Genomic DNA, 23,858 nt, shown 5'->3' with positions numbered 1-23,858 from the left:
AAATAGCTAAACCTTATTTTTTATGGTTTGATAACTTCAGCGCCACCCATGTATGGACGAAGAGCTTCTGGAATGGTTACAGAACCATCTTCATTTTGGTAGTTCTCAAGAATAGCAGCCACTGTACGTCCAACCGCAAGTCCAGAACCGTTCAAAGTGTGAAGGAGTTTCACCTTGCCATCGGCTTCATCACGGTAGCGGATTTGGGCACGACGGGCTTGGAAATCTTCTGTATTTGAACAGCTTGAGATTTCACGATAGGTATTTTGGGCTGGAATCCAAACTTCCAAGTCGTAAGTCTTGGCAGCTGAGAAGCCCATATCTCCAGTAGAGAGCGCAACGACACGGTATGGAAGGTTGAGTTTTTGAAGAATATTTTCAGCGTTGGCTGTCATTTTTTCCAATTCTTCGTAAGATTCTTCTGGTTTGGCAAATTTGACCATTTCAACCTTGTGGAATTGGTGCAAACGAATCAAGCCACGTGTATCACGGCCAGCTGAGCCAGCTTCAGAACGGAATGATGGACTCATAGCGGTAAAGTAGATTGGTAGGTCTTTACCGTCAAGGATTTCATCACGGTAGTAGTTTGTAAGAGGAACTTCAGCTGTAGGAATGAGGACATAATTAGTGTCTTTCAATTCAAAAGTATCTTCCTTGAATTTTGGATATTGACCAGTACCAAACATAGAGTCATGGTTAACCATGTAAGGCGTGATGACTTCCGTATAACCTTCTTTGCCATGCTCGTCCAACATGAAGTTGTAGATAGCACGTTCCAAACGAGCGCCAAGACCTTTATAGAAAAGGAAACGAGCACCCGTCACTTTACCACCGCGTTCCCAGTCAAGGATACCAAGGTCTTCCCCAAGATCCCAGTGAGCTTTTGGTTCGAAGTCAAACTCGCGTGGAGTTCCCCAACGGCGAACTTCAACGTTGTCATCCTCATCAGCTCCAACAGGAACGCTGTCAGCTGGGATGTTTGGAAGAGTAGTGGTAAATTCTGTCAATTTAGCATCGATTTCTGCCAATTCAGCATCGAGAGATTTGACTTCAGCAGATAGAGCTTGCATAGCAGCAATCTTGTCATCAGCATTTTCTTTATTGCGCTTGGCTTGAGCAATCTCTGCAGAAACTGTGTTACGTTCTGCCTTGAGATTTTCAACCTTGACCAAGATGTCACGACGTTTAGCGTCGATTTCTTTCATTTCGTTAAGGATAGCAGCATCTACACCACGTGTAGCTAGTTTTTCAGCGACAGCATCAAAGTCTGTACGAATACGTTTGATATCTAACATAAGAACTCCTTTATGAAAAAAGCACACCTAACAAAGCGTTGGAGTGGCAGGGCCACGGTTCCATCCAACTTCACAGGTGTGCACTTGATTCTGTATTTAATTGTTGATAACGGTAGAATTTCACTTATCTCCTCTATCTGCTCGCAGCATCCGCAGACTTTCTGAAAGAAGAGGATAACCTACTTATCCGTTGCTATGATTATACTAAAGTTTCTACTTTTTTGCAAATAGATTTTTAAATTTTTGTCCAATGGTCTGGAGCAGAGTCGGAAGTTTCACGACCTTGTCGTTACCTAATTTTTCCCGAGCGATTTTGAGGATAGCCCCAGAGTCTTTTGAGGCAAAGAGGAATTTACCTTGATCGGTGAAGACTTCAAAGTGACGGCTGATTTTACGGCCATTTACGTTGGCTCCGATTTGATTGATGCTAGACCAGGGGATTTGGATATATTGTTCAACATTGACATCGGGATAAAACTCCAAGGCCTGATCCCCGACTAGAAATTTTCCAACTTTTCCAGAGATAGAGAGGTAAGATGTTCCAGTGGTTTGGAGGTCAATGACTTTATTGAGAGATTGGGCCATGATTAGTCTTCCTTACTTTCATCGAAAAAGGCATGGTAGAGAGCCTTGATAGCTGCCTTTTCTTGGTCTTTATTGACAACAAACATGATGGAAACTTCACTTGAACCTTGGGACATCATCTGGATGTTGATTTTATTCTCAGACAAAGCACGTGTTGCAGTAGCAGTTACCCCGATGTGACTCTTCATTTTTTCTCCGACAATCATAATGATGGAAAGGTCATGTTCGATTTCGGCATGGTCCACTTCAGCCTTTTGAACCAACTGACGAAGGATTTCTTCTTCCTTGATAGGAGTTAGTTCGCGAGAACGGAGAATGATTGAAAGATCATCGATACCAGTTGGCATGTGCTCCCAACCGATGTTAAGATCTTCAAGGATTTGAAGAACCTTGCGACCAAAACCAACTTCACGGTTCATGAGGTATTTCGACATGTTGATGCTGACAAAGCCAGAATCACCAGCGATTCCAACGACTGGGAATTTATCACTGCTATGCTTTAGAACGATACGAGTACCCGGATGGTCAGGGTTATTGGTATTTTTGATAACGAGAGGGATTTTTCCACGGTAGGCAGGGAGCAGGGCTTCATCGTGAAGAACTGAGAAACCTGCATAAGCCAATTCCCGCATTTCACGGTAGGTCAACTCAGGGATTGAGTGTGGTTGGTGAATGATACCCGGATGGGCAGCAAAGATACCATCGACATCTGTAAAGTTTTCGTAGAGGTCGGCTTTGACACCGGCAGCGATGATGGAACCAGTTATGTCGGATCCACCACGTGAAAAAGTACAGATTTGATTTTCTTTCGTAACTCCAAAGAAACCAGGGATGACAAGGACTTCGGTGCTATCAGCCAAGCCTTCAATCTTGTCATAGCTAGATGGGATGATGCGTGCGTTTCCTGGCTCGCTTGTTACGATAATTCCCGCTTCTCTTGGATGAACATAGCGCGCATCGATGCCGTTTTGATTAAAGTAAGCTGCGATAAGTTTGGCATTGTTGTTTTCTCCAGCCGCTAGGAAGGTGTCATAGAGAAAGTCATTTTCTTCAATAGGAAGAGTCGCTAAGGCACGGATGCTTTTAGAAATTTTTTCTAGAACTGATGGTTTTAAGCCTAGTTCGCTCACCATAGCCGCATAGCGATCGATGATCCAGTTTTGGCTCTTGCTGATATCATTTCCCGCTACATAGTCACGATAGTATTTGATCAAAGCGTCGGTAACCTTGGTATCATCAGCATTGCGTTTTCCGGGTGCAGAAACGACCACAAAACGGCGCTCTTTATCGCTTTTAACGATGTTTAAAACTTTTTCTAACTGACTAGCAGAGGCAAGAGAGCTTCCGCCAAATTTTACAACCTTCATAGGGACTCCTCAAGTAAGTATTTTATACGATTATAGCAGAAAGAGGGGCTTTTTTCAATGAAGAAAATAGTATCGTCTTTAGTATAAAGTGAGCGTTTTGATCAGCCGAGACACTTTCGATTGGTTTTCTCTTGCCTCTTTATCTAAAAAAAGGTATACTTTGACAATGAAATAATTTTATCACCTTACAAAAGGAGAAGCTATGAATCATATCCTATATCATATCCTAGATGATCTTGCTATCATCACTTTGAATCGTCCCGAAGTGGCAAACGGTTTCCATATCCCAATGTGTGAGGAAATTTTAGAAGCTTTGACTCTAGCAGAGCAGGATCAAACTGTTCAGTTTATCTTGATTAACGCTAATGGGAAGGTCTTTTCAGTTGGGGGAGATCTGGTTGAGATGAAGCGTGCAGTGGATGAAGATGATATCCCTTCTTTGAATAAGATTGCAGAATTGGTCAATACAATTTCTTTTAAAATCAAGCAAATTCCTAAACCTGTTTTGATGGAGGTAGATGGAGCAGTTGCTGGTGCTGCAGCAAATATGGCAGTAGCAGTCGATTTTTGTTTGGCGACTGATAAGGCAAAATTCATCCAAGCCTTTGTTGGAGTTGGATTGGCGCCGGACGCTGGTGGAATTCATCTCTTGAGTCGTAGTATCGGGGTAACACGAGCTGCGCAACTTGCCATGACAGGAGAAGCTTTGACTGCGGAAAAAGCACTGGAATGGGGCGTGGTATACCGTGTCTGCGAAGCTGATAAATTAGAAAAAACTAGAGAACAAGTTCTGAAGAAATTAAGACGAGGCTCAGCAAACTCATACGCAGCCATTAAAAAGTTGGTTTGGGAAAGCCAATTTAAGGATTGGCAGAATTATGCTGAATTGGAATTGAAACTGCAAGAATCTTTGTCTTTGACTGAAGATTTTAAAGAAGGAGTCCGAGCTCATTCTGAAAGAAGACGACCAAAATTTTCAGGAAAATAAAAAAATACTTGCACAATTCTTTGAAGTTTGATATACTTTTTGTGTCAAATGTTTTGAATGCAAAAGTTTTTTTGAGAAGGAGGGAATACTTTGGACTACCAACAAGTGAATGAGTATTTAACATCTATTTTTAATAATGTCCTTGTGATTGAGGAGGTTAGCTTACGAGGTAGTCGTTTCAAAGACATCTCCATCAAAGAAATGCACACGATTGATGTGATTGGCAAGTTCCCAGAGGCAACACCAAGTAAGGTTTCAAAAGAACTGATGGTAACTCTTGGAACTGTTACGACCAGCTTGAATAATCTCGAAAGAAAAGGTTATGTTGAGCGCATTCGTTCTGATCAGGATCGTCGTGTGGTCTATCTGCATTTGACAAAGAAAGGTCGTTTGGTTCACCGCCTTCATAAACGTTTCCACAAGGCCATGGTCGAGAAAATTATCGATGGTATGAGTTCTGAAGAAATAGAAGTGATGGGCAGGGGCTTGACTAACCTTTATCAATTTTTGGAGGATTTGAAATAATGGCTTTTGCAAAAATAAGCCAGGTTGCTCATTATGTTCCAGAGCAAGTGGTCACTAATCAGGACTTGGCTCAAATCATGGATACAAGCGATGAGTGGATTTCAAGTCGGACAGGAATTAAACAGAGACATATTTCAAAAACGGAGTCAACGAGTGATTTGGCGACAGAAGTTGCCAAAGACTTGCTGGCTAAGGCGAGCATAAAAGCGGATCAGATTGATTTTATCATTGTAGCGACGATTACTCCTGATTCGATGATGCCTTCTACGGCAGCTCGGGTTCAGGCAAATATCGGAGCGCATAGAGCTTTCGCCTTTGATCTGACGGCAGCTTGCAGTGGCTTTGTATTTGCTCTCTCAACTGCTGAGAAGTTTCTGACAGCTGGACAGTTCCAAAAAGGGATTGTTATCGGAGCTGAGACCTTGTCTAAGGCGGTTGATTGGTCAGATCGTTCGACAGCTGTTCTCTTTGGAGATGGTGCAGGTGGGGTTCTCTTGGAAACGAGCGAAACACGGCACTTCCTTGTGGAAAGTCTCTATACGGATGGCTCTCGGAGCGAGTGTTTGACCTATGGCCAAACGGCTTTGGCTTCTCCTTTCTCAGATCAAGAGGCAGTTCCTGCTTTTTTGAAGATGGATGGACGAGCAGTTTTTGATTTTGCAAATCGTGATGTTGCTAGATCGATCAAAGAAACCATTGAAAATGGTCCAATCGCAGCATCGGAATTGGATTATCTCTTGCTTCATCAGGCAAATATCCGCATTTTGGATAAGATGGCTAAGAAAATCGGTGTAGACCGAGACAAGCTTCCTGCCAATATGATGGAGTATGGAAATACCAGTGCAGCAAGTATCCCGATTTTGCTCTCAGAGTGTGTGGAGAATGGCTTGATTCGTTTAGATGGTAGCCAGACGATTCTCCTATCAGGCTTCGGTGGAGGTTTGACATGGGGCACACTCATTCTTACAATCTAGGTAATCATGTGGTAAACACATAGTTATAAATTTTTTATATTTTAAAGGAGTCCTATCATGGCAGTATTTGAAAAAGTACAAGAAATTATCGTTGAAGAACTTGGGAAAGACGCATCAGAAGTAACACTTGAATCTACTTTTGATGATTTGGATGCAGATTCATTGGACTTGTTCCAAGTAATCTCTGAAATCGAAGATGCTTTCGATATCCAAATTGAAGCAGAAGATAACTTGAAAACAGTTGGTGACTTGGTTGCCTACGTTGAAGAGCAAACAAAATAATTAACATATTACTAGAAGGAGTAGGGGAGACCCGCTCCCTCTTGTTTAGGTAATAGTTTGAGAATCAAATGATAAACTCATCGAACTATTACGTAAGCAAGGAATGATGGAGGCACTATGAAAACACGTATTACAGAATTATTGAACATTGATTATCCTATTTTTCAAGGAGGAATGGCCTGGGTTGCTGATGGTGACTTGGCTGGTGCAGTATCAAAAGCTGGTGGTCTAGGGATCATCGGTGGTGGGAATGCACCTAAAGAGGTCGTAAAGGCTAATATCGATAAAATCAAATCACTTACGGATAAACCTTTTGGTGTCAACATCATGCTCTTGTCACCTTTTGTAGAAGACATCGTTGATCTCGTCATAGAAGAAGGGGTCAAGGTGGTTACAACTGGTGCAGGAAATCCAAGTAAATATATGGCTCGTTTCCATGATGCAGGAATTACAGTTATTCCTGTTGTTCCAAGTGTTGCTTTGGCAAAACGCATGGAAAAAATTGGTGCAGATGCAGTTATTGCAGAAGGAATGGAAGCCGGTGGACATATTGGTAAATTAACAACTATGACCTTGGTACGCCAAGTTGCTGCAGCTGTTTCGATTCCAGTTATCGCAGCTGGAGGAATTGCGGACGGTGAAGGTGTCGCTGCAGGCTTTATGCTTGGTGCTGAGGCCGTTCAAGTCGGTACGCGTTTCGTAGTAGCTAAGGAATCTAACGCCCATCCAAAATACAAGGAAAAAATCTTAAAAGCGCGTGATATCGATACGACTATTTCAGCTCAACACTTTGGACATGCTGTTCGTGCCATTAAAAATCAGTTGACACGTGACTTTGAGCAGGCTGAAAAAGATGCCTTTAAACAAGAAAATCCAGATTTAGAAATCTTTGAACAAATGGGAGCTGGTGCGCTTGCTAAAGCCGTTGTTCATGGAGATGTAGAAGGTGGATCTGTCATGGCAGGTCAGATCGCTGGTTTGGTTTCTAAAGAGGAAACTGTCGAAGAAATCCTAAAAGATTTATACTATGGCGCAGCCAAAAAAATTCAAGAAGAAGCCTCTCGTTGGGCAGGAGTTGTAAGAAATGACTAAAACAGCCTTTCTATTTGCGGGTCAAGGTGCTCAGTATCTAGGGATGGGACGTGATCTCTATGATCGCTACCCTATCGTCAAGGAAACAATTGACCAAGCCAGTCAGGTTTTGGGTTATGACCTTCGTGACTTGATTGATAAGGAAGAAACTAAGTTAAACCAGACTCGCTATACGCAACCAGCTATTTTAGCGACTTCTGTTGCTATTTACCGACTATTGAAAGAAAAGGGCTACCAGCCAGATATGGTAGCAGGATTGTCTCTCGGAGAATATTCTGCTCTTGTAGCAAGTGGTGCCTTGGACTTTGAAGATGCAGTTGCCTTGGTTGCTAAGCGTGGTGCTTATATGGAAGAGGCTGCACCTGCAGGCTCTGGAAAGATGGTTGCCGTTCTTAATACTCCAGTTGAAGTGATTGAGGAAGCTTGTGAAACAGCCTCTAACGTTGGAGTAGTGACTCCAGCCAACTACAACACCCCAAGCCAAATCGTCATCGGTGGTGAGGTGGTTGCAGTTGACCGCGCAGTTGAACTCTTGCAGGAAGCAGGAGCTAAACGATTGATCCCCCTAAATGTGTCGGGTCCTTTCCATACAGCCCTTCTTGAGCCAGCCAGTCAGCAACTAGCTGAAGCTCTTGATGGAGTGAGTTTCTCTGATTTTACTTGCCCACTAGTCGGCAATACGGAAGCTGCTGTTATGGAAAAAGATCGAATCCAAGAGCTTTTGACGCGTCAGGTGAAAGAACCTGTTCGTTTTTATGAAAGTATTGCTGTGATGCAGGATGCTGGTGTGACCAATTTTATTGAAATCGGCCCTGGAAAAGTCCTATCAGGCTTTGTCAAAAAAATCGATAAAACAGCTCAGCTAGCTAACGTTGAAGACCAAGCAAGCTTGGATGCTTTGTTAGGAAACTAATGATCCCTTCTCCCACAAAATACAACAGGAAACAGGAGAAATAGAATGCAACTTACAAACAAAAATGTCTTTGTAACAGGTTCAAGTCGTGGTATCGGACTTGCCATTGCTCACAAATTTGCCCAACTAGGCGCTAATGTAGTCTTGAATAGTCGAGGAGCAATCTCAGAAGAATTACTGGCTGAGTTTTCAAACTATGATGTCAAAGTAGTACCGATTTCAGGTGATGTTTCAGACTTTGCAGATGCCAAGCGTATGGTAGATCAAGCGATTGCAGAACTCGGTTCTGTCGATGTCTTGGTCAACAATGCTGGGATCACTCAAGATACGCTCATGCTCAAGATGACCGAAGAAGACTTTGAAAAAGTGATTAAGATCAACTTGACAGGTGCTTTCAACATGACGCAAGCAGTCTTGAAACAGATGATCAAGGCACGTGAAGGTGCGATCATCAACATGTCTAGTGTGGTTGGTCTGATGGGAAATATCGGACAAGCCAACTATGCAGCTTCTAAAGCAGGTTTGATTGGTTTTACCAAGTCAGTTGCACGTGAAGTTGCCAATCGTAATGTGCGCGTAAATTCTCTTGCACCAGGGATGATCGAGTCAGATATGACTGCTGTTTTGTCTGATAAGGTCAAGGAAGCGACATTGGCCCAAATCCCAATGAAACATTTCGGTCAAGCAGAACATATCGCAGATGCTACAGTGTTCCTAGCTGGACAGGATTATTTGACTGGACAAGTTCTCGCTGTTGATGGCGGACTTAGCATGTAAAAAATAAGGAAAGATATAGGTAAGACAGATGAAACTAAATCGAGTTGTAGTAACAGGTTACGGATTGACCTCTCCTATCGGAAATACTCCAGAAGAATTTTGGAACAGTTTGCAAACTGGGAAAATCGGGATTGGAGAAATCACTAAGTTTGACCACAGCGACTTTGCTGTGCACAATGCGGCAGAAGTTCAAGATTTTCCATTTGATAAATACTTTGTCAAAAAAGATACCAACCGTTTTGACAACTATTCTTTGTATGCCTTGTATGCGGCTCAAGAAGCGGTGACAAATGCCAATCTTGATGTAGAAGCAATCGATAAAGATCGCTTTGGTGTTATCGTGGCTTCTGGTATTGGGGGAATTAAAGAAATCGAAGATCAGGTTATCCGTCTTCATGAAAAAGGTCCAAAACGCGTTAAACCAATGACACTTCCAAAAGCCTTGCCAAATATGGCTTCAGGAAATGTTGCCATGCGTTTCGGAGCAAACGGTATCTGTAAATCAATCAATACAGCCTGTGCCTCATCAAATGATGCCATTGGGGATGCCTTCCGCTCTATCAAGTTTGGTTTCCAAGATGTCATGTTAGTTGGTGGATCAGAAGCTTCTATCACTCCTTTTGCCATCGCTGGTTTCCAAGCCTTGACTGCCCTATCAACTACAGAGGATCCAACTCGTGCTTCTATTCCATTTGATAAAGACCGTAACGGCTTTGTGATGGGAGAAGGATCTGGTATATTGGTGCTTGAAAGTCTGGAACACGCTGAAAAACGTGGTGCAACTATCTTGGCTGAAGTGGTTGGTTATGGAAATACTTGTGATGCTTATCATATGACTTCACCTCATCCAGAAGGTCAAGGTGCCATCAAGGCAATTAAATTGGCTTTGGAAGAGGCAGAGATTTCTCCAGAGCAAGTGGCTTATGTCAATGCCCACGGAACTTCAACTCCTGCTAATGAAAAAGGAGAAAGTGGTGCGATCGTAGCTGTTCTTGGTAAAGAAGTACCTGTATCTTCAACCAAGTCCTTTACAGGACACTTGCTTGGGGCTGCAGGGGCAGTAGAAGCCATCGCTACAATTGAAGCAATGCGCCATAACTTCGTGCCAAAAACAGCTGGAACAAGCGAGTTGTCAGACTATATCGAAGCGAATGTCGTTTATGGACAAGGCTTGGAGCAAGAAATCCCTTATGCTATTTCAAATACTTTTGGTTTTGGTGGACACAATGCGGTTCTTGCTTTCAAACGTTGGGAGAATAAATAATTATGAATTTAAATGAGATCAAGGACTTGATGGCTCAATTCGACCAATCAAGTTTGAGAGAATTTTCTTATAAAAACGGAGCGGACGAATTGCAGTTCAGTAAGAATGAAGCAAGAATGGCTTCTGAAGCTCCAGCTCAAGTTGTTCCAGCGCCAGCTGCAGTGGTTGCAAGTCCAGTAGTTTCTACCCCTTCAACTCCAGTAGAGAGTGCAGTGGAAGAAGCTCCAGTACCAGCTGAAACGACGGTTGCTCCGGAGGGTGATGTTGTTGAGAGCCCACTTGTAGGGGTGGCTTACTTGGCTGCTGGACCAGATAAACCTGCCTTCGTCACAGTTGGAGACAGTGTTAAAAAAGGCCAGACTTTGGTGATCATCGAAGCCATGAAGGTCATGAATGAGATTCCTGCACCTAAGGATGGTGTGGTGACAGAAATTCTCGTTTCAAATGAAGAAATGGTTGAGTTCGGTAAAGGATTGGTACGTATCAAATGATCGATATTCAAGGAATCAAAGAAGCTCTACCTCATCGCTACCCCATGCTCCTAGTGGATCGTGTCTTGGAAGTGAGCGAGGATACTATTGTTGCCATTAAAAATGTGACCATCAACGAACCTTTCTTCAATGGTCATTTTCCACAATACCCAGTCATGCCAGGTGTTCTTATCATGGAAGCATTGGCCCAGACCGCGGGTGTCTTGGAATTGTCCAAACCTGAAAATAAAGGGAAACTGGTCTTCTACGCTGGCATGGACAAGGTTAAGTTCAAGAAGCAAGTTGTACCAGGTGACCAATTAGTTATGACGGCTACTTTTGTTAAACGTCGTGGTACGATTGCCGTGGTTGAAGCAAAGGCTGAAGTAGATGGTAAGCTTGCAGCGAGTGGTACTCTTACCTTTGCAATTGGAAACTAAGGAGGTTCTCCATGTTTCGTAAAATTTTGATTGCCAACCGTGGTGAGATTGCGGTTCGCATTATTCGAGCTGCGCGTGAATTGGGCATTGCAACCGTAGCAGTTTATTCAACTGCTGATAAGGAAGCTCTTCACACACTCATAGCGGATGAAGCTATCTGTATCGGACCTGGTAAGGCGACAGAATCTTATCTCAATATCAACGCTATTTTATCTGCTGCAGTCTTGACAGAAGCAGAAGCCATCCACCCAGGTTTTGGTTTTCTTAGCGAAAACTCCAAGTTTGCCACGATGTGTGATGAAGTGGGGATTAAGTTTATCGGTCCTTCTGGGGCTGTAATGGATACCATGGGAGATAAGATCAATGCGCGTGAGCAAATGATCAAGGCTGGGGTTCCAGTTATCCCAGGATCTGATGGTGAAGTTCACACGGCTGAAGAGGCACTTGCGGTTGCAGAAAAAATTGGCTATCCAGTCATGCTAAAGGCATCGGCAGGCGGTGGTGGAAAAGGAATTCGTAAGGTTGAAAAGGCAGAAGACTTGGTCGCAGCTTTTGAGACAGCATCCAGTGAAGCCAAGGCCAACTTTGGAAATGGCGCTATGTATCTTGAGCGTGTGATTTATCCAGCTCGTCATATCGAAGTTCAGATCCTTGCGGACCAAGAGGGTCATGTTGTCCATCTTGGTGAACGGGATTGTTCACTTCAACGGAATAACCAAAAGGTCTTAGAAGAAAGTCCGTCCATTGCGATTGGCAAAACACTTCGTAATGAAATTGGTGCTGCAGCCGTTCGTGCAGCAGAGTCTGTTGGCTATGAAAATGCAGGGACGATTGAATTTCTTCTCGATGAAGCGAGTGGCAATTTCTACTTCATGGAAATGAATACTCGTGTGCAAGTGGAGCACCCAGTCACAGAGTTTGTTTCAGGTGTTGATATCGTGAAGGAACAGATTCGCATTGCAGCCGGGCAACCTTTACCTTTCAAACAAGAAGATATCGTCCTACGAGGTCATGCTATCGAGTGCAGGATCAATGCAGAAAATCCAGCATTTAACTTTGCTCCAAGCCCAGGTAAAATTACCAATCTCTATCTACCAAGTGGTGGAGTTGGCTTGCGCGTGGACTCAGCAGTTTATCCAGGCTATACCATTCCTCCTTACTATGATAGTATGATTGCCAAAATCATTGTTCATGGGGAGAATCGTTTTGATGCTCTTATGAAGATGCAACGGGCACTTTATGAACTTGATATTGAAGGAGTGCAAACCAATGCAGACTTCCAGTTGGATCTGATTTCAGACCGCCGAGTTATCGCTGGTGATTACGATACTTCCTTCTTGATGGAAACTTTCTTGCCACAATACCAAGAAAAAGAATAGACTTTCAAACAGTATGAGAACTAAAAGGGGGAGTTATGGCTCTATTTAGTAAAAAGGATAAGTATATTCGGATCAATCCTAACCGTTCCGTAAGGCAGAAACCACAAGCCAAGCCTGAGGTTCCGGATGAACTCTTCTCCCAGTGTCCTGGTTGTAAACACACCATTTACCAAAAGGATCTTGGGAGCGAACGAATTTGTCCCCATTGTAGCTATACTTTCCGTATTTCAGCTCAGGAACGCTTGGATTTGACGATTGATTCTGACAGCTTTGTGGAGATGTTTACGGGTATTGAAACTCAAGATCCATTAAACTTTCCTGGCTACCAGAAAAAACTTGCTACTATGCGTGAAAAAACAGGACTGGATGAAGCTGTCCTGACTGGTACAGCTAGCATCAAGGGGCAAAAAGTTGCCCTTGGAATCATGGATTCTAACTTTATCATGGCTTCTATGGGAACCGTTGTGGGTGAAAAAATCACGCGCTTGTTTGAGTATGCAACGGTAGAAAACTTGCCAGTCGTACTCTTCACAGCTTCTGGTGGAGCCCGCATGCAAGAAGGAATCATGAGCTTGATGCAGATGGCTAAGATTTCTGCGGCAGTTCAACGTCATTCCAAGGCCGGACTTTTTTACCTGACTATTTTGACGGATCCGACAACAGGCGGAGTGACAGCTTCTTTTGCTATGGAAGGTGACATTATCCTAGCGGAGCCCCAGAGTTTGGTTGGTTTTGCTGGGCGTCGTGTTATTGAAAATACAGTTCGTGAGACTTTGCCGGATGACTTCCAAAAAGCAGAGTTCCTGCTTGAACATGGATTTGTTGATGCAATTGTCAAACGGAGAGAACTACCAGATACAATTGCTAGATTAGTGAAATTGCATGGAGGAAGTCGCGGATGAATATTGCAAAAATAGTCAGAGAGGCACGCGAGCAGAGTCGCTTGACCGCACTTGATTTTGCCAATGGAATCTTTGACGAGTTTATCGAATTGCATGGAGATCGCTCTTTCCGCGATGATGGTGCGGTTATCGGTGGAATTGGCTGGTTAGGTGACCAAGCGGTCACAGTCGTGGGTATCCAAAAGGGGAAGAGTCTTCATGATAACCTCAAACGGAACTTTGGGCAACCCCATCCAGAAGGCTATCGCAAGGCTCTTCGTTTGATGAAACAGGCAGAAAAATTTGGTCGTCCAATTGTAACCTTCATCAACACTGCTGGAGCTTACCCAGGTGTTGGAGCTGAGGAACGTGGACAAGGGGAAGCAATCGCTCGAAACCTGATGGAAATGAGCGACCTCAAGGTTCCAATCATCGCGATTATTATCGGTGAAGGAGGGTCTGGAGGTGCATTAGCACTAGCCGTTGCTGACCGTGTCTGGATGCTGGAAAATTCGATCTATGCCGTACTCAGTCCAGAAGGTTTTGCCTCTATCCTTTGGAAGGATGGAAGCCGTGCCATGGAGGCAGCAGAGTTGATGAAAATCACTTCACACGAACTCCTAGAAATGGGTATCGTTGACAAGGTAATCTCAGAAGCAGGGCTTTCCAGTAAGGAACTGCAAGCTCACCTTAAAAATGAATTGCGTGCAGAGCTTGACCGCTTGCAAGGATTAGCCTTGGAACAGCTCCTCGAAGAACGTTACCAACGCTTTAGAAAATACTAAGAATGACTAAATGAGACTAGAAAGGTCTCATTTTTTATTGAAAATGCTATTCAGGGTGAAAAATTGACAGTTGAGGAGATGGACTATAAAATAGACAAAAAAGAACTATACTATAAATGCAAGCCTACAACAATCTATTTTAAGGAGGTACTTGCAACGACAGGTACAGAAACATTTACAGTTCTTTCATCTGAAGACTTAGATCAAGTTTCAGGTGGTGGCATGATTTGGTTGGTTGATGATAGACATTGGGATTCGCCATATGCATATAGTTTAGCGACAGAATGGAGTACAATACTGACTCATGCGACTAGACGTGCTTATGGTATTGGCTATTAATAAATTAAAGGTGTAAGTATGAAAAAACTAGGGCATTTGGGGGTCTTTATCTTACTGGTATTTCTATCGGTTTATCTACCAGAGTTAGGGATTATGCATCTAACTAAGTTTTTAGGATGGGGGATAGATGGCTATTCTATCTTTTTAACAGTTGAAGTAATAGCTCTTTTGCTAATATTTATCTACTGGCTCAAAAAGAAAGAGATGCTCTATATTTTTGAAAAAAAGAGTTCAAAGAAGTCAAGATTCTTTTACCTTGTAGTTGGTCTAGTGGCTACTTATTTTGATCGTCAATTGGTAGATGCTTTTCAGTTACAGTTTCATCATCTAATTGATAACAAGTATATCTTTCAAGATCTTCTTTCGATTCTATACTCCAATGGGCAACCAACTTTTCTATCAACTGTTCTCAGTTTTAGTTTAACAGTAGTCGTCGGACCTATATTAGAAGAACTGATTCATAGAGGGTACTTTATGAATACCTTCTTCCCCCAGTCCAAGTACTATCTGGATGTTATCCTATCTGCTCTTATCTTTGGACTTAGTCATTTGATCCTAACTCACCGAGATCCTATCAGTTTGATTAGTTATAGTTTAGGCGGTCTCTTCTATGCCCTTGTCTACCGTTGGACAAAGAACCTAAAAATTACCATCCTGTGCCATAGTTTTTTCAACTTTCTTATTTATGCAAAACCCATCTGGATATTTGTTTACAATTATATCTATTATCATTTTTTTAGATAGTGGGTAGCAAAAAAAGTGTTTGATATTTGTCAAACACTTTTTCTATTTACTGTTCTTCTGTTACAAACTGGCTGAGCAACCCATTGATAAAACGGGCAGATTTTTGATCTGAGAAGTTCTTTGCAAGCTCGATAGCTTCATTAACAGCAACTAGCTGAGGAGTGTCAAATGAAGTGATTTCAAAAACTCCCAAGCGAAGGAGGTTTCTCTCTACGAGTGTTAAACGCTCGATGGTCCAACCTGCTTTTAGATGTTGTGTGATTTGCTTGTCTAGCTCTTCCTTTTTAGTTTGAACACCAGAAACGAGTTCTGTCAAAAAGGTTGGAAGTTGTACATCCGTATCTTCACGATCATGAGTATAGGCGAAACGACAAGCAGTTTCGACATCCGTACCGAACTCAAGGCTCATGAGAGCTTGAAAAGCGCATTTACGGAGCTCACGTCTAGATTCTAATAGTGGACTAGTCATTGAGGAAGTCCTCATCAAACAAGTCTTTCAAGTCTGGTTTTGGTGTTTTATCTGGAACGATACCTGCAACGTGGATATTGATAGCAGCGAGTTCTACATCAGCCATATTGCGGACTGCATCTTTGACAGCTTTTTGGATAGCAACAGCTACCTTAGGAACTTTTACTCCGTACTCAAGGTAGAGGTAGATATCAGCTGTGAGTTCTTCGTCCACGTTTTTAAGATAAACACCGCGGCCGAGCGAAAGTTTTGAAAGGGTGTCAGATACTGATTTGTTTGAAAAAGAGTGTACACCCTCTACTTTTGCTGTAGCAATAGCAATGATTTTTTCAAGTACACGTGGGGCGATAACGATTTCGCCAAGTTGTTCTTCAATTCCCATAGAATGACCTCTTTCTAGAGATTAGGCACGAGAAACGTAAGTTCCTTCTGCAGTGTTGATAACGAGTTTTTGTCCTGCTTCGATGAAGTCTGGAACGTTTACGACAAGTCCAGTTTCCATAGTTGCTGGTTTACCAGAACCTGTAACAGTAGCACCTTTGATAGATGGTTGAGTTTCTGCAACTGTCAATTCGACAGTAGTAGGAACGGTAACACCAATCACTTCAGTTCCGTAGAATTGGATCTTCACATCAGAGTTTTCAAGGATGTAAAGCAATTCGTTTTCAACGTTGACTACAGGAATTTCGTATTGGTCGTAAGTTTCTGTATTCATGAAGTATGCTGTGTCATCCATTTTGTACAAGTATTGAGCTGGGACAGTCTCGATGATGGCTTGTTCAAATTTTTCCTCTGGACGATAGCTTGTATCAAATGTAGAACCAGTACGGACATCACGCAATTTCATACGCATGATTGTGTTTCCTTTACCTGGTTTGTGGTGGCTAGCTTCCAAAACGCGGATCAATTTTCCGTCAGCTGTTTCAAAGGTCATACCAGCTTTTAATTTACTTGCTTCAATCATGTTTTTACCTCTTTAATAAATATTATTACTCTTCATTTTACCATAAAATACTCTGGAAATAAAGCCAAAATAGTTATTGGGAGTTGGTAGAGAAGAAAAAACCAACCTTAGGGCTGGTTTTGTTCTGTCTAGTTTTCTTTCAACTTAGCCAATTCCTGGGCAAGTAGTTTAAGGGCAACTTGTGGGTTGGCTTGGCCTTTGGTTGCCTTCATAAGGAATCCTGTGAAGGCCTTGTCTGCGTTACGTTTGCCTGACTTGAAGTCGGCAACGGCAGCTTCGTTATCCGCAAAGACTTGGTGGATGATTGGAATCAGAACATCTGGATCAGAGATTTGTACCAAGCCTGCTTTTTCCACGTATTCACGCGCGCCACCGCCATTTTTAGCTAGGTGGACAAAGACTTTTTTGGCAATCTTAGAAGAGATAGTGCCGTCTTCGATGATGGCAATCATTTCTACTAAGTTTTCTGGTGTCAATTCGATTTGTTCCAGTGTTTTACCTTCGGCGTTCAAGAACTGAGCGACTTCACCTTGGAGCCAGTTAGAGACTTGTTTGGCATCGCCACCGAGGGCAACAGCTTTTTCAAAGAAGTCAGAAGTGACTTTGTTTGCAGTCAACTGGCTGGCATCGTAGTCTGACAAGCCAAAATCAGATACGTAGCGAGCACGGCGTTCTTTTGGGAACTCTGGCAATTCTGTTCGCATTTCCTCAATCCACTCGTCTGAGATTTCAAAGAGTGGGAGGTCTGGTTCTGGGAAGTAGCGGTAGTCTGCAGCACCTTCTTTGACACGCATGAGGATGGTTGCCTTGTTAGTTTCATCGTAACGGCGTGTTTCTTGGCGAATTTGACCACCTGAGCGAAGGATTTCAGCCTGACGTTGAACTTCGTACTCAAGACCCTTGCGAACGTTTGAGAAGGAGTTGAGGTTTTTCAACTCAGTCTTGGTACCGAATTTTTCTTGACCATAAGGACGAAGGGAGATATTGGCATCCACACGCATGGAACCTTCTTCCATCTTAACGTCAGAAATGCCAGCGTACTGGATGACTTCCTTGAGGGCAGTCAGATAAGCATAGGCTTCTTCTGGGGAACGCATGTCCGCTTCAGATACAATCTCAATCAATGGCACCCCTTGGCGGTTGAGGTCAACATAAGAGTAGCCATCTGTGCCGTGGGTGTTTTTACCAGCATCTTCTTCCAAGTGAGCGCGCTCGATACCGATTTTCTTAGTTGTACCGTCTTCTAGCTCCACTTCAATCCAGCCGTTGTAACCGATTGGCTCATCAAACTGGGAAATTTGGTAGGCTTTTGGATTATCAGGATAGAAGTAGTTCTTGCGGTCAAAGTGCATTTTTTTGTGGATGTCCATGTTGAGGGCAAGAGCTGCCTTGATACCGGCATCGACAACACCCTTATTGAGAACTGGCAGAACACCTGGGAAGGACCAGTCAATCACGTTGGTGTTGGCATTTTGGTCATTTCCAAAGTGGGCAGATGTAGGTGAGAAGATTTTTGAATTGGTGTTGAGCTCTACGTGGACTTCAAGTCCAATGACTGTTTCAAAGTTCATTAGTTGTCACCTCCAAAAATCACGGGTTGTTGTTTGTGGTAGTCTGTTGTTGCTTCAAAGGCAGCAGCAGCTTGGTAAATGGTCTCTTCTGAGTATTTAGGACCAATCAATTGGAGACCGACAGGTAGACCTTGAGCAAATCCAGCAGGAATAGAAATTCCTGGAAGACCAGCTAAGTTGACTGGGATGGTCAAAAGGTCAGCCAAGTACATGGCAACTGGATCGTGGTTGAGTGAATCCAAGTCATAGGCAACGCTTGGAGCAGTTGGTCCTAGGATTAAATCGTAATCCGCAAAGACTTTTTCGAAATCTTGGATGATGAGGGTACGAACTTGTCCAGCCTTCTTGTAATAGGCATCGTAGTAACCTGATGAAAGGCTAAATGTTCCAAGCATGATACGGCGTTTCACTTCTTCACCGAAACCTTGGCTACGGCTGTTTACATAGATTTCGTCAAGATTCGTCGCATTCTCTGCGCGGTAGCCGTAACGGATACCGTCAAAGCGTTGCAAGTTTGAGGAGGCTTCCGATGAAGCGATGATGTAGTAAACGGCAACCCCGTATTTAGAGTGAGGAAGGCTGACTTCTTCAACGATAGCACCAAGTTTTTCGAAGTGTTTAGCTGCATTCAGAATGGTTTCCTTAACCTCTGGGTCAATCCCTTCACCAAGGTATTCCTTAGGCAAAGCAATTTTCATGCCCTTGATGTCTTGACCGATTTTTGAAGTAAAGTCAGCAATGCGGACAGGAGCAGAAGTAGAGTCTTGTGCATCTTCGCTGGCAATCGCATTGAGCAAGAGGGCATTTTCCTTAACAGTAGGAGCAAAAGGTCCAATCTGGTCTAATGAGCTACCGAAGGCAATGAGACCGAAACGTGAAACGGTTCCGTAGGTTGGTTTGAGACCAACGATCCCGTTGAAGGCAGCAGGTTGGCGGATGGAACCGCCAGTGTCAGAACCAAGTGACAAGCGGACTTGCCCAGAAGCTACGGCTGCCGCAGAACCGCTTGATGAACCACCAGGAACCTTGCTATGGTCCCAAGCATTTTTAGTCGCACCGTAGTGAGAAGTTTCACCAGACCCCCCCATGGCAAACTCGTCCATGTTGGTTTTTCCGACAACAATCATACCCTTAGCTTTGGCATTGGCAACGGCTGTCGCATCAAAGATGGGCTCATAGTTGTAGAGCATTTTTGAGGCAGCAGTTGTAAGGATACCGTCGGTAGAGATATTATCCTTAACAGCAAGTGGAATTCCTGAAAGAAGATTATCAGCGTCAATTCCAGCTTCATCAATAGCTTTAGCTTGGGCAAGAGCTTGTTCTTCAGCGATGGTTACAAAAGCGTTGATAGCTGTCTCGCGAGACTTGATATCTTCAAGCGTTGCTTGGGTCAATTCAGTTGCAGAAATTTCCTTTGAGACAAGGAGGTTGTGCAAGTCTTCAATAGTTTTGTTATTAAAAGTCATTAGGCATCTCCTCCATCATCTAGGATAGCTGGTACCTTGATATAGTAGTTTTCTTTTTCAGGTACGTTTTTAAACAAGCGGTCACGGCCTGTTCCTTCTTCGGCCACATCAGGGCGGAGTACGGTCTTGCGGTCTGCCATGGTTGTAGTAGGTGCGACACCAGTTGTGTCGACTTCGCCTAGCAACTCAACCATATCAACAATTTTAGACAAGGTTGTCGCAAAGGCAGCAGTTTCTTCTTCAGAGAATCTTAATTTTGAAAGATTGGCAACGTGTGTTACCTCTTCTTGCGTAATTTTCATCTTGCATCCTTTCGTGAAATGATGATTTTTAGTCTGTTCTATTTTACCATATTTTCCTATAAATAAGGGAGTCGAACTGAAAAGAAATAGAAATTGAAAAATCGCTTTTAATTCGCTATAATAGTTAAACTAAAAGAAAAATTGAGTGAGACTAGAGATTAATGTAGGAAGAATTTCTCGAAAGATGAGCTAGGATAGAAAATATGCTACATAATTTTTTTACAAGATTCCAAACCGTTCCTCCTCCCATTCCGCTTTTTTGGTATGGGATTATGATGCTTCTTTTAGTGCTTTGTATTTATGGAGCACTTGCTTATCACAAAAATCTAAAATTTGTCTACTTGTTTAAGGGAATTCAGATACTCCAGTTGCTGGCTCTTTATAGTTGGTATGTTGGTTTTGGGATTCCATTTTCAAACAGTCTCCCTTTTTATCATTGCCGTTTGGCCATGTTTGCGGTAGTTTTCTTGCCAGATAAATGGCGGAGCAAGCAATATTTTGCCTTCTTAGGAGCAAGTGGAGCGGTATTTGCCTTGGTTTACCCGGTTTTTGACCCCTATGATTTCCCCCATATCACCAGTTTTTCATTTTTGATTGGGCACTATGCCCTTCTAGTGAATTCCTTGATTTACTTGATGAATCACTATGACAAGACCTTGCTCAAGAAATATATGATTGTGGCCTATACCTTTATTCTCAATCTCTTTCTAGTTGGGGTTAATCAGGTGACGGGTGGAAATTATGGTCTCTTAAGAGATACACCGTTTATCTCGAATGCTCCTCTATGGATAAAGTACCTTCTTGTGTCGGTCATCCTCTCACTGGCTCTGGTTCTTTTTGATATCTTGTTCAAGAAACGGTGGAAAAAGAGAAATCAGGCGCAATCTGTGCTCTAGCTTGCCTTTTCATCAAACGAGCAATTGAAAAACTCCTCAAAATCCGCTATAATGGAGAGTTGAAAGGAATGGTAAAATCCAATGTAAACATCATTCTTAGCTACTGAAACAACTAAAAATAGAAAATCAAAGAAAGAGAACTTATGACTATTCAAGAAGAAATTAAGAAACGTCGTACTTTTGCCATCATCTCCCACCCGGACGCGGGTAAAACAACCATCACTGAGCAGTTGCTTTACTTTGGGGGCGAGATTCGTGAGGCTGGTACGGTTAAAGGAAAGAAAACAGGGACTTTTGCCAAGTCTGACTGGATGGATATTGAGAAACAACGTGGGATTTCGGTCACTTCATCTGTTATGCAGTTTGACTACGACGGCAAGCGCGTGAATATCCTCGACACACCAGGGCACGAGGATTTCTCAGAAGATACTTATCGTACCTTGATGGCGGTGGATGCTGCCGTCATGGTCGTGGACTCTGCCAAGGGTATCGAGGCCCAAACCAAGAAATTGTTTGAGGTTGTGAAGCACCGTGGCATTCCAGTCTTTACCTTTATGAACAAGCTGGACCGTGACGGTCGTGAGCCACTGGACCTCTTGCAAGAACTAGAAGAAGTCCTTGGCATTGCGAGTTATCCAATGAACTGGCCAATCGGGATGGGGAAAGCCTTTGAAGGCTTGTATGACCTCTATAACCAACGCTTGGAACTCTATAAAGGAGATGAGCGTTTTGCCAGTCTGGAAGAAGGGGATAAGCTCTTTGGAAGCAACCCATTTTATGAGCAAGTAAAAGAGGATATCGAACTCCTGAATGAAGCAGGAAATGAGTTTTCAGAAGAAGCCATTCTCGCAGGTGATTTGACTCCGGTCTTCTTCGGATCAGCCCTGACTAACTTTGGGGTACAGACCTTCCTTGAAACTTTTTTGAAATTTGCTCCAGAGCCACATGGACACAAGAAAACAGATGGCGAAATTGTCAATCCTTACGACAAGGATTTCTCAGGGTTTGTCTTTAAAATCCAAGCTAACATGGATCCTCGTCACCGTGACCGTATCGCCTTTGTCCGCATCGTATCAGGTGAATTTGAGCGTGGAATGAGTGTCAACCTGCCTCGTACTGGGAAGAGTGCCAAACTGTCGAATGTCACTCAGTTTATGGCGGAAAGTCGTGAGAATGTGACCAATGCCGTGGCAGGTGATATTATCGGGGTTTACGATACAGGGACTTATCAGGTTGGAGACACTTTGACGGTTGGAAAAAACAAGTTTGAGTTTGAACCACTGCCAACCTTTACTCCTGAAATTTTCATGAAAGTTTCTGCCAGGAACGTCATGAAACAAAAATCCTTCCACAAGGGGATTGAACAATTGGTGCAGGAAGGAGCTATTCAGCTTTATAAGAACTACCAAACAGGCGAGTATATGCTAGGCGCTGTTGGTCAACTCCAGTTTGAAGTCTTTAAGCACCGCATGGAAGGTGAGTACAACGCTGAAGTTGTCATGACTCCAATGGGTAAAAAGACAGTTCGTTGGATCAAGCCAGAGGACCTAGACGAGCGCATGTCATCAAGCCGCAATATCTTGGCAAAAGACCGTTTTGACCAACCAGTCTTCCTCTTCGAAAATGACTTTGCCCTCCGCTGGTTTGTCGACAAGTATCCAGACGTGGAGTTGGAGGAAAAAATGTAAATCGTTACAAATGACTAGCAACATAAAGTTGCTGTCATTTGACGGTAACCGCTATGGCGGTCTACCTAAACGCTTCACTAGGAAAAATCCACGAATATTATCGATTCGTGGATTTTTCCGTCGTAAATGGTAAGGAAGCGAACTGGCGAACTGCCTCACTAACTGAGTTTTACAAATGGAATCGATTTGTAAAACTCAGTGTCGTAGTTCAGGAACTTTATTTGTTTGTGTAACAATCTAAGTAACTAACGCCAAGTTTCTATGGAACTTGGCTAGGCGCTCCACTAATAAAGTTTTACGAATAGTATCGATTCGTGGATTTTTTCATATAGTAAAGGTAATTGAAGTCAAAGGTAAATTAAAAACCCCAGAGAAATCATGGTATGTGAATTCTTCTGAGGTTTTTCTAGTTTCCATATTTTTGATAAAAATCGACCTTGACCTGAATGAAGGTTTCGGCTTCGCGTAGTAGCTGCAGGAGGGTGGCACGGGTCTCAAACTCCTCACGTGTTTTAGGGAGACTCCGATTGCGGAAGACTTGCAGATAACGTTCAATGTCATCAAGCAGGTCGTGAGCAGGATTGGTCTGGCTTAGCTGGGCAGCAATCTTAGAAAAGAGCTGGGCCAAAATCAAACTCTCACTTGCGGCTAGGTGACAAGTATTGACCTGCTGGGCCATATTTCGCAGGATACGACTTTGTCGCTGTCTCATCTCAAAGTAGTGGATGTGGTAGTCCGTCTGGTGAAAGAGGTGATCCGAGTGATCCAAATAGACTAACTTGAGGGCCTCATCAAGGAGTTCGTCTAATTGGTCAACGAGTTGGGCTTGATTGCGCCCGTCTCCCCTTGACAGATAGTATTTAAAGCGAAGCAGGATGCCCTTTAACTTTTCTTCGACCTGAAGGTGGTAGCTTTGAATGGCTTTCTCGCGAGAGGGCATGTAAAGGTTGACCAATAGAGCAAAGCTTGTCCCAATGAGAAAGAGGAGCACTTCATTGAGCAAGAGGTCTGGAGAGGTAGACTTCTGTACCAAGAGATGACTGACCAAGACACTGCTAGGGGTGATGCCGATTTCCCAGCCCATTTTATAGGCTAGGGGCACGTAGAGAGCCAGATAGAGGCCGAGACTCCAGATGTGAAATCCTGTCAGTTGAAAGGCTAGAACACCTATAGCCAGTGCTAGGAGCATGGAAAAGAGGCGGTTACGGGCTAATTTCAGCGTACTTCTGCGCGTGTCGGATAGGCTTAAGAGGGCGATAATTCCAGCTGAAACTGCTGAAGATAACTCAAAAAAATAAGCGAGGAAACAAGCGAGGCAGGTCGCTAAGATCAGTTTTGTCGTACGTTGGGTGATAGACATGAGAATTTCCTATAATATTAGAATAAGAGTATAAAAGACAAG

Annotated in this window: 27 protein-coding genes; 17 read left to right on the top strand and 10 right to left on the bottom strand. The window is 43.2% G+C overall.

Features of this window, described 5'->3' with window-relative positions; translation table 11 throughout:
- Positions 1-20: 20 nt before the first annotated feature.
- The 3 genes from serS to MK403_RS02155 all read right to left on the bottom strand — a co-directional run bounded on the left by serS (position 21) and on the right by MK403_RS02155 (position 3,247).
- A complete protein-coding gene (gene serS / locus MK403_RS02165) occupies positions 21-1,295 on the bottom strand; it encodes a serine--tRNA ligase (RefSeq protein ID WP_268708819.1) in 1,275 nt (424 codons plus the stop codon).
- A 213-nt stretch (positions 1,296-1,508) separates the two neighbouring features.
- Positions 1,509-1,880, bottom strand: coding sequence for a DUF956 family protein (locus MK403_RS02160; RefSeq protein ID WP_125450392.1), 372 nt, complete (start codon positions 1,878-1,880; stop codon positions 1,509-1,511).
- A 2-nt stretch (positions 1,881-1,882) separates the two neighbouring features.
- A complete protein-coding gene (locus tag MK403_RS02155; protein WP_268708818.1) occupies positions 1,883-3,247 on the bottom strand; it encodes an aspartate kinase in 1,365 nt (454 codons plus the stop codon).
- 202 nt (positions 3,248-3,449) lie between these two features.
- Here MK403_RS02155 and MK403_RS02150 point away from each other — a divergent pair, with 202 nt between their 5' ends.
- The 15 genes from MK403_RS02150 to MK403_RS02080 all read left to right on the top strand — a co-directional run bounded on the left by MK403_RS02150 (position 3,450) and on the right by MK403_RS02080 (position 15,100).
- Positions 3,450-4,235 carry an enoyl-CoA hydratase gene (locus tag MK403_RS02150; RefSeq protein ID WP_268708817.1) on the top strand — a complete coding sequence of 262 codons (786 nt, stop codon included), beginning with the start codon at positions 3,450-3,452 and terminating at the stop codon, positions 4,233-4,235.
- A 90-nt stretch (positions 4,236-4,325) separates the two neighbouring features.
- The gene (gene fabT / locus MK403_RS02145) at positions 4,326-4,760 is read left to right on the top strand and encodes a fatty acid biosynthesis transcriptional regulator FabT (RefSeq protein WP_000386342.1); all 435 of its coding nucleotides are present in this window, start codon (positions 4,326-4,328) and stop codon (positions 4,758-4,760) included.
- Positions 4,760-5,734: a beta-ketoacyl-ACP synthase III gene (locus MK403_RS02140; protein ID WP_268708816.1), complete on the top strand. Its 975-nt coding sequence runs from the start codon at positions 4,760-4,762 to the stop codon at positions 5,732-5,734. Before fabT ends, MK403_RS02140 begins: the two co-directional genes overlap by 1 nt.
- 57 nt (positions 5,735-5,791) lie before the next feature.
- The gene (locus tag MK403_RS02135) at positions 5,792-6,016 is read left to right on the top strand and encodes an acyl carrier protein (RefSeq protein WP_000257840.1); all 225 of its coding nucleotides are present in this window, start codon (positions 5,792-5,794) and stop codon (positions 6,014-6,016) included.
- Between the two features lie 117 nt (positions 6,017-6,133).
- Complete coding sequence (fabK, locus tag MK403_RS02130) at positions 6,134-7,108, top strand: enoyl-[acyl-carrier-protein] reductase FabK (protein ID WP_125827468.1); 975 nt, start codon at positions 6,134-6,136, stop codon at positions 7,106-7,108.
- On the top strand, positions 7,101-8,021 hold the full coding sequence (gene fabD / locus MK403_RS02125) for an ACP S-malonyltransferase (protein WP_268708815.1): 921 nt from the start codon (positions 7,101-7,103) through the stop codon (positions 8,019-8,021). Before fabK ends, fabD begins: the two co-directional genes overlap by 8 nt.
- 45 nt (positions 8,022-8,066) lie before the next feature.
- Positions 8,067-8,798: a 3-oxoacyl-[acyl-carrier-protein] reductase gene (gene fabG / locus MK403_RS02120; RefSeq protein WP_268708814.1), complete on the top strand. Its 732-nt coding sequence runs from the start codon at positions 8,067-8,069 to the stop codon at positions 8,796-8,798.
- 28 nt (positions 8,799-8,826) lie between these two features.
- Positions 8,827-10,062, top strand: coding sequence for a beta-ketoacyl-ACP synthase II (gene fabF, locus MK403_RS02115; RefSeq protein ID WP_268708813.1), 1,236 nt, complete (start codon positions 8,827-8,829; stop codon positions 10,060-10,062).
- A gap of 2 nt (positions 10,063-10,064) precedes the next feature.
- The gene (accB, locus tag MK403_RS02110) at positions 10,065-10,553 is read left to right on the top strand and encodes an acetyl-CoA carboxylase biotin carboxyl carrier protein (RefSeq protein WP_268708812.1); all 489 of its coding nucleotides are present in this window, start codon (positions 10,065-10,067) and stop codon (positions 10,551-10,553) included.
- On the top strand, positions 10,550-10,972 hold the full coding sequence (gene fabZ, locus MK403_RS02105) for a 3-hydroxyacyl-ACP dehydratase FabZ (protein WP_000565515.1): 423 nt from the start codon (positions 10,550-10,552) through the stop codon (positions 10,970-10,972). The genes accB and fabZ overlap by 4 nt, the downstream gene beginning before the upstream one ends.
- A gap of 11 nt (positions 10,973-10,983) precedes the next feature.
- A complete protein-coding gene (accC, locus tag MK403_RS02100; protein WP_268708811.1) occupies positions 10,984-12,351 on the top strand; it encodes an acetyl-CoA carboxylase biotin carboxylase subunit in 1,368 nt (455 codons plus the stop codon).
- Positions 12,352-12,386: 35 nt separating this feature from the next.
- Positions 12,387-13,253 (top strand): acetyl-CoA carboxylase, carboxyltransferase subunit beta, encoded by an 867-nt coding sequence (gene accD, locus MK403_RS02095; RefSeq protein ID WP_143989250.1) that lies wholly within the window; start codon positions 12,387-12,389, stop codon positions 13,251-13,253.
- Complete coding sequence (locus MK403_RS02090) at positions 13,250-14,017, top strand: acetyl-CoA carboxylase carboxyl transferase subunit alpha (protein ID WP_143989251.1); 768 nt, start codon at positions 13,250-13,252, stop codon at positions 14,015-14,017. Before accD ends, MK403_RS02090 begins: the two co-directional genes overlap by 4 nt.
- 63 nt (positions 14,018-14,080) lie before the next feature.
- Positions 14,081-14,356, top strand: a complete 276-nt coding sequence (locus MK403_RS02085; protein ID WP_268708810.1) for a hypothetical protein — start codon at positions 14,081-14,083, stop codon at positions 14,354-14,356.
- Between the two features lie 18 nt (positions 14,357-14,374).
- Positions 14,375-15,100, top strand: coding sequence for a CPBP family intramembrane glutamic endopeptidase (locus tag MK403_RS02080; protein ID WP_125838881.1), 726 nt, complete (start codon positions 14,375-14,377; stop codon positions 15,098-15,100).
- A gap of 46 nt (positions 15,101-15,146) precedes the next feature.
- Here the strand turns inward: MK403_RS02080 and nusB are convergent, their stop codons facing one another.
- From nusB to gatC, 6 genes are all read right to left on the bottom strand, one after another.
- A complete protein-coding gene (gene nusB / locus MK403_RS02075) occupies positions 15,147-15,569 on the bottom strand; it encodes a transcription antitermination factor NusB (RefSeq protein ID WP_268708809.1) in 423 nt (140 codons plus the stop codon).
- Positions 15,562-15,951: an Asp23/Gls24 family envelope stress response protein gene (locus MK403_RS02070; protein ID WP_000510583.1), complete on the bottom strand. Its 390-nt coding sequence runs from the start codon at positions 15,949-15,951 to the stop codon at positions 15,562-15,564. Before MK403_RS02070 ends, nusB begins: the two co-directional genes overlap by 8 nt.
- A 21-nt stretch (positions 15,952-15,972) precedes the next feature.
- Positions 15,973-16,533, bottom strand: coding sequence for an elongation factor P (gene efp, locus MK403_RS02065; RefSeq protein WP_000568640.1), 561 nt, complete (start codon positions 16,531-16,533; stop codon positions 15,973-15,975).
- A 128-nt stretch (positions 16,534-16,661) separates the two neighbouring features.
- Positions 16,662-18,104 carry an Asp-tRNA(Asn)/Glu-tRNA(Gln) amidotransferase subunit GatB gene (gatB, locus tag MK403_RS02060; RefSeq protein ID WP_268708808.1) on the bottom strand — a complete coding sequence of 481 codons (1,443 nt, stop codon included), beginning with the start codon at positions 18,102-18,104 and terminating at the stop codon, positions 16,662-16,664.
- Complete coding sequence (gatA, locus tag MK403_RS02055) at positions 18,104-19,570, bottom strand: Asp-tRNA(Asn)/Glu-tRNA(Gln) amidotransferase subunit GatA (protein WP_268708807.1); 1,467 nt, start codon at positions 19,568-19,570, stop codon at positions 18,104-18,106. Before gatA ends, gatB begins: the two co-directional genes overlap by 1 nt.
- Positions 19,570-19,872, bottom strand: coding sequence for an Asp-tRNA(Asn)/Glu-tRNA(Gln) amidotransferase subunit GatC (gatC, locus tag MK403_RS02050; RefSeq protein WP_268708806.1), 303 nt, complete (start codon positions 19,870-19,872; stop codon positions 19,570-19,572). Before gatC ends, gatA begins: the two co-directional genes overlap by 1 nt.
- 203 nt (positions 19,873-20,075) lie before the next feature.
- On the opposite strand from gatC, the gene MK403_RS02045 reads away from it, so the two are divergent.
- Both MK403_RS02045 and MK403_RS02040 read left to right on the top strand, forming a co-directional pair.
- Positions 20,076-20,768: a YwaF family protein gene (locus MK403_RS02045; protein ID WP_268708805.1), complete on the top strand. Its 693-nt coding sequence runs from the start codon at positions 20,076-20,078 to the stop codon at positions 20,766-20,768.
- 143 nt (positions 20,769-20,911) lie between these two features.
- The gene (locus MK403_RS02040; RefSeq protein ID WP_268708804.1) at positions 20,912-22,456 is read left to right on the top strand and encodes a peptide chain release factor 3; all 1,545 of its coding nucleotides are present in this window, start codon (positions 20,912-20,914) and stop codon (positions 22,454-22,456) included.
- Between the two features lie 406 nt (positions 22,457-22,862).
- On the opposite strand, the gene MK403_RS02035 is transcribed toward MK403_RS02040, so the two are convergent.
- Positions 22,863-23,816: an aromatic acid exporter family protein gene (locus tag MK403_RS02035; protein WP_268708803.1), complete on the bottom strand. Its 954-nt coding sequence runs from the start codon at positions 23,814-23,816 to the stop codon at positions 22,863-22,865.
- Between the last annotated feature and the right edge of the window lie 42 nt (positions 23,817-23,858).

Source organism: Streptococcus oralis, assembly GCF_026782285.1.
GTDB lineage: Bacteria > Bacillota > Bacilli > Lactobacillales > Streptococcaceae > Streptococcus > Streptococcus oralis_CG.
The sequence above is the reverse complement of the archived record's forward strand: the minus strand, read 5'-3'. Positions and strand labels throughout refer to the sequence as shown.

What these genes read in the sequence shown, in the direction of transcription:
- serS (WP_268708819.1), bottom strand. Translation starts at nt 1,295, where the DNA reads ATGTTAGATATCAAACGTATTCGTACAGACTTTGATGCTGTCGCTGAA.
- MK403_RS02160 (WP_125450392.1), bottom strand. Translation starts at nt 1,880, where the DNA reads ATGGCCCAATCTCTCAATAAAGTCATTGACCTCCAAACCACTGGAACA.
- MK403_RS02155 (WP_268708818.1), bottom strand. Translation starts at nt 3,247, where the DNA reads ATGAAGGTTGTAAAATTTGGCGGAAGCTCTCTTGCCTCTGCTAGTCAG.
- MK403_RS02150 (WP_268708817.1), top strand. Translation starts at nt 3,450, where the DNA reads ATGAATCATATCCTATATCATATCCTAGATGATCTTGCTATCATCACT.
- MK403_RS02140 (WP_268708816.1), top strand. Translation starts at nt 4,760, where the DNA reads ATGGCTTTTGCAAAAATAAGCCAGGTTGCTCATTATGTTCCAGAGCAA.
- MK403_RS02135 (WP_000257840.1), top strand. Translation starts at nt 5,792, where the DNA reads ATGGCAGTATTTGAAAAAGTACAAGAAATTATCGTTGAAGAACTTGGG.
- fabK (WP_125827468.1), top strand. Translation starts at nt 6,134, where the DNA reads ATGAAAACACGTATTACAGAATTATTGAACATTGATTATCCTATTTTT.
- fabD (WP_268708815.1), top strand. Translation starts at nt 7,101, where the DNA reads ATGACTAAAACAGCCTTTCTATTTGCGGGTCAAGGTGCTCAGTATCTA.
- fabG (WP_268708814.1), top strand. Translation starts at nt 8,067, where the DNA reads ATGCAACTTACAAACAAAAATGTCTTTGTAACAGGTTCAAGTCGTGGT.
- fabF (WP_268708813.1), top strand. Translation starts at nt 8,827, where the DNA reads ATGAAACTAAATCGAGTTGTAGTAACAGGTTACGGATTGACCTCTCCT.
- accB (WP_268708812.1), top strand. Translation starts at nt 10,065, where the DNA reads ATGAATTTAAATGAGATCAAGGACTTGATGGCTCAATTCGACCAATCA.
- fabZ (WP_000565515.1), top strand. Translation starts at nt 10,550, where the DNA reads ATGATCGATATTCAAGGAATCAAAGAAGCTCTACCTCATCGCTACCCC.
- accC (WP_268708811.1), top strand. Translation starts at nt 10,984, where the DNA reads ATGTTTCGTAAAATTTTGATTGCCAACCGTGGTGAGATTGCGGTTCGC.
- accD (WP_143989250.1), top strand. Translation starts at nt 12,387, where the DNA reads ATGGCTCTATTTAGTAAAAAGGATAAGTATATTCGGATCAATCCTAAC.
- MK403_RS02090 (WP_143989251.1), top strand. Translation starts at nt 13,250, where the DNA reads ATGAATATTGCAAAAATAGTCAGAGAGGCACGCGAGCAGAGTCGCTTG.
- MK403_RS02080 (WP_125838881.1), top strand. Translation starts at nt 14,375, where the DNA reads ATGAAAAAACTAGGGCATTTGGGGGTCTTTATCTTACTGGTATTTCTA.
- nusB (WP_268708809.1), bottom strand. Translation starts at nt 15,569, where the DNA reads ATGACTAGTCCACTATTAGAATCTAGACGTGAGCTCCGTAAATGCGCT.
- MK403_RS02070 (WP_000510583.1), bottom strand. Translation starts at nt 15,951, where the DNA reads ATGGGAATTGAAGAACAACTTGGCGAAATCGTTATCGCCCCACGTGTA.
- efp (WP_000568640.1), bottom strand. Translation starts at nt 16,533, where the DNA reads ATGATTGAAGCAAGTAAATTAAAAGCTGGTATGACCTTTGAAACAGCT.
- gatB (WP_268708808.1), bottom strand. Translation starts at nt 18,104, where the DNA reads ATGAACTTTGAAACAGTCATTGGACTTGAAGTCCACGTAGAGCTCAAC.
- gatA (WP_268708807.1), bottom strand. Translation starts at nt 19,570, where the DNA reads ATGACTTTTAATAACAAAACTATTGAAGACTTGCACAACCTCCTTGTC.
- gatC (WP_268708806.1), bottom strand. Translation starts at nt 19,872, where the DNA reads ATGAAAATTACGCAAGAAGAGGTAACACACGTTGCCAATCTTTCAAAA.
- MK403_RS02045 (WP_268708805.1), top strand. Translation starts at nt 20,076, where the DNA reads ATGCTACATAATTTTTTTACAAGATTCCAAACCGTTCCTCCTCCCATT.
- MK403_RS02040 (WP_268708804.1), top strand. Translation starts at nt 20,912, where the DNA reads ATGACTATTCAAGAAGAAATTAAGAAACGTCGTACTTTTGCCATCATC.
- MK403_RS02035 (WP_268708803.1), bottom strand. Translation starts at nt 23,816, where the DNA reads ATGTCTATCACCCAACGTACGACAAAACTGATCTTAGCGACCTGCCTC.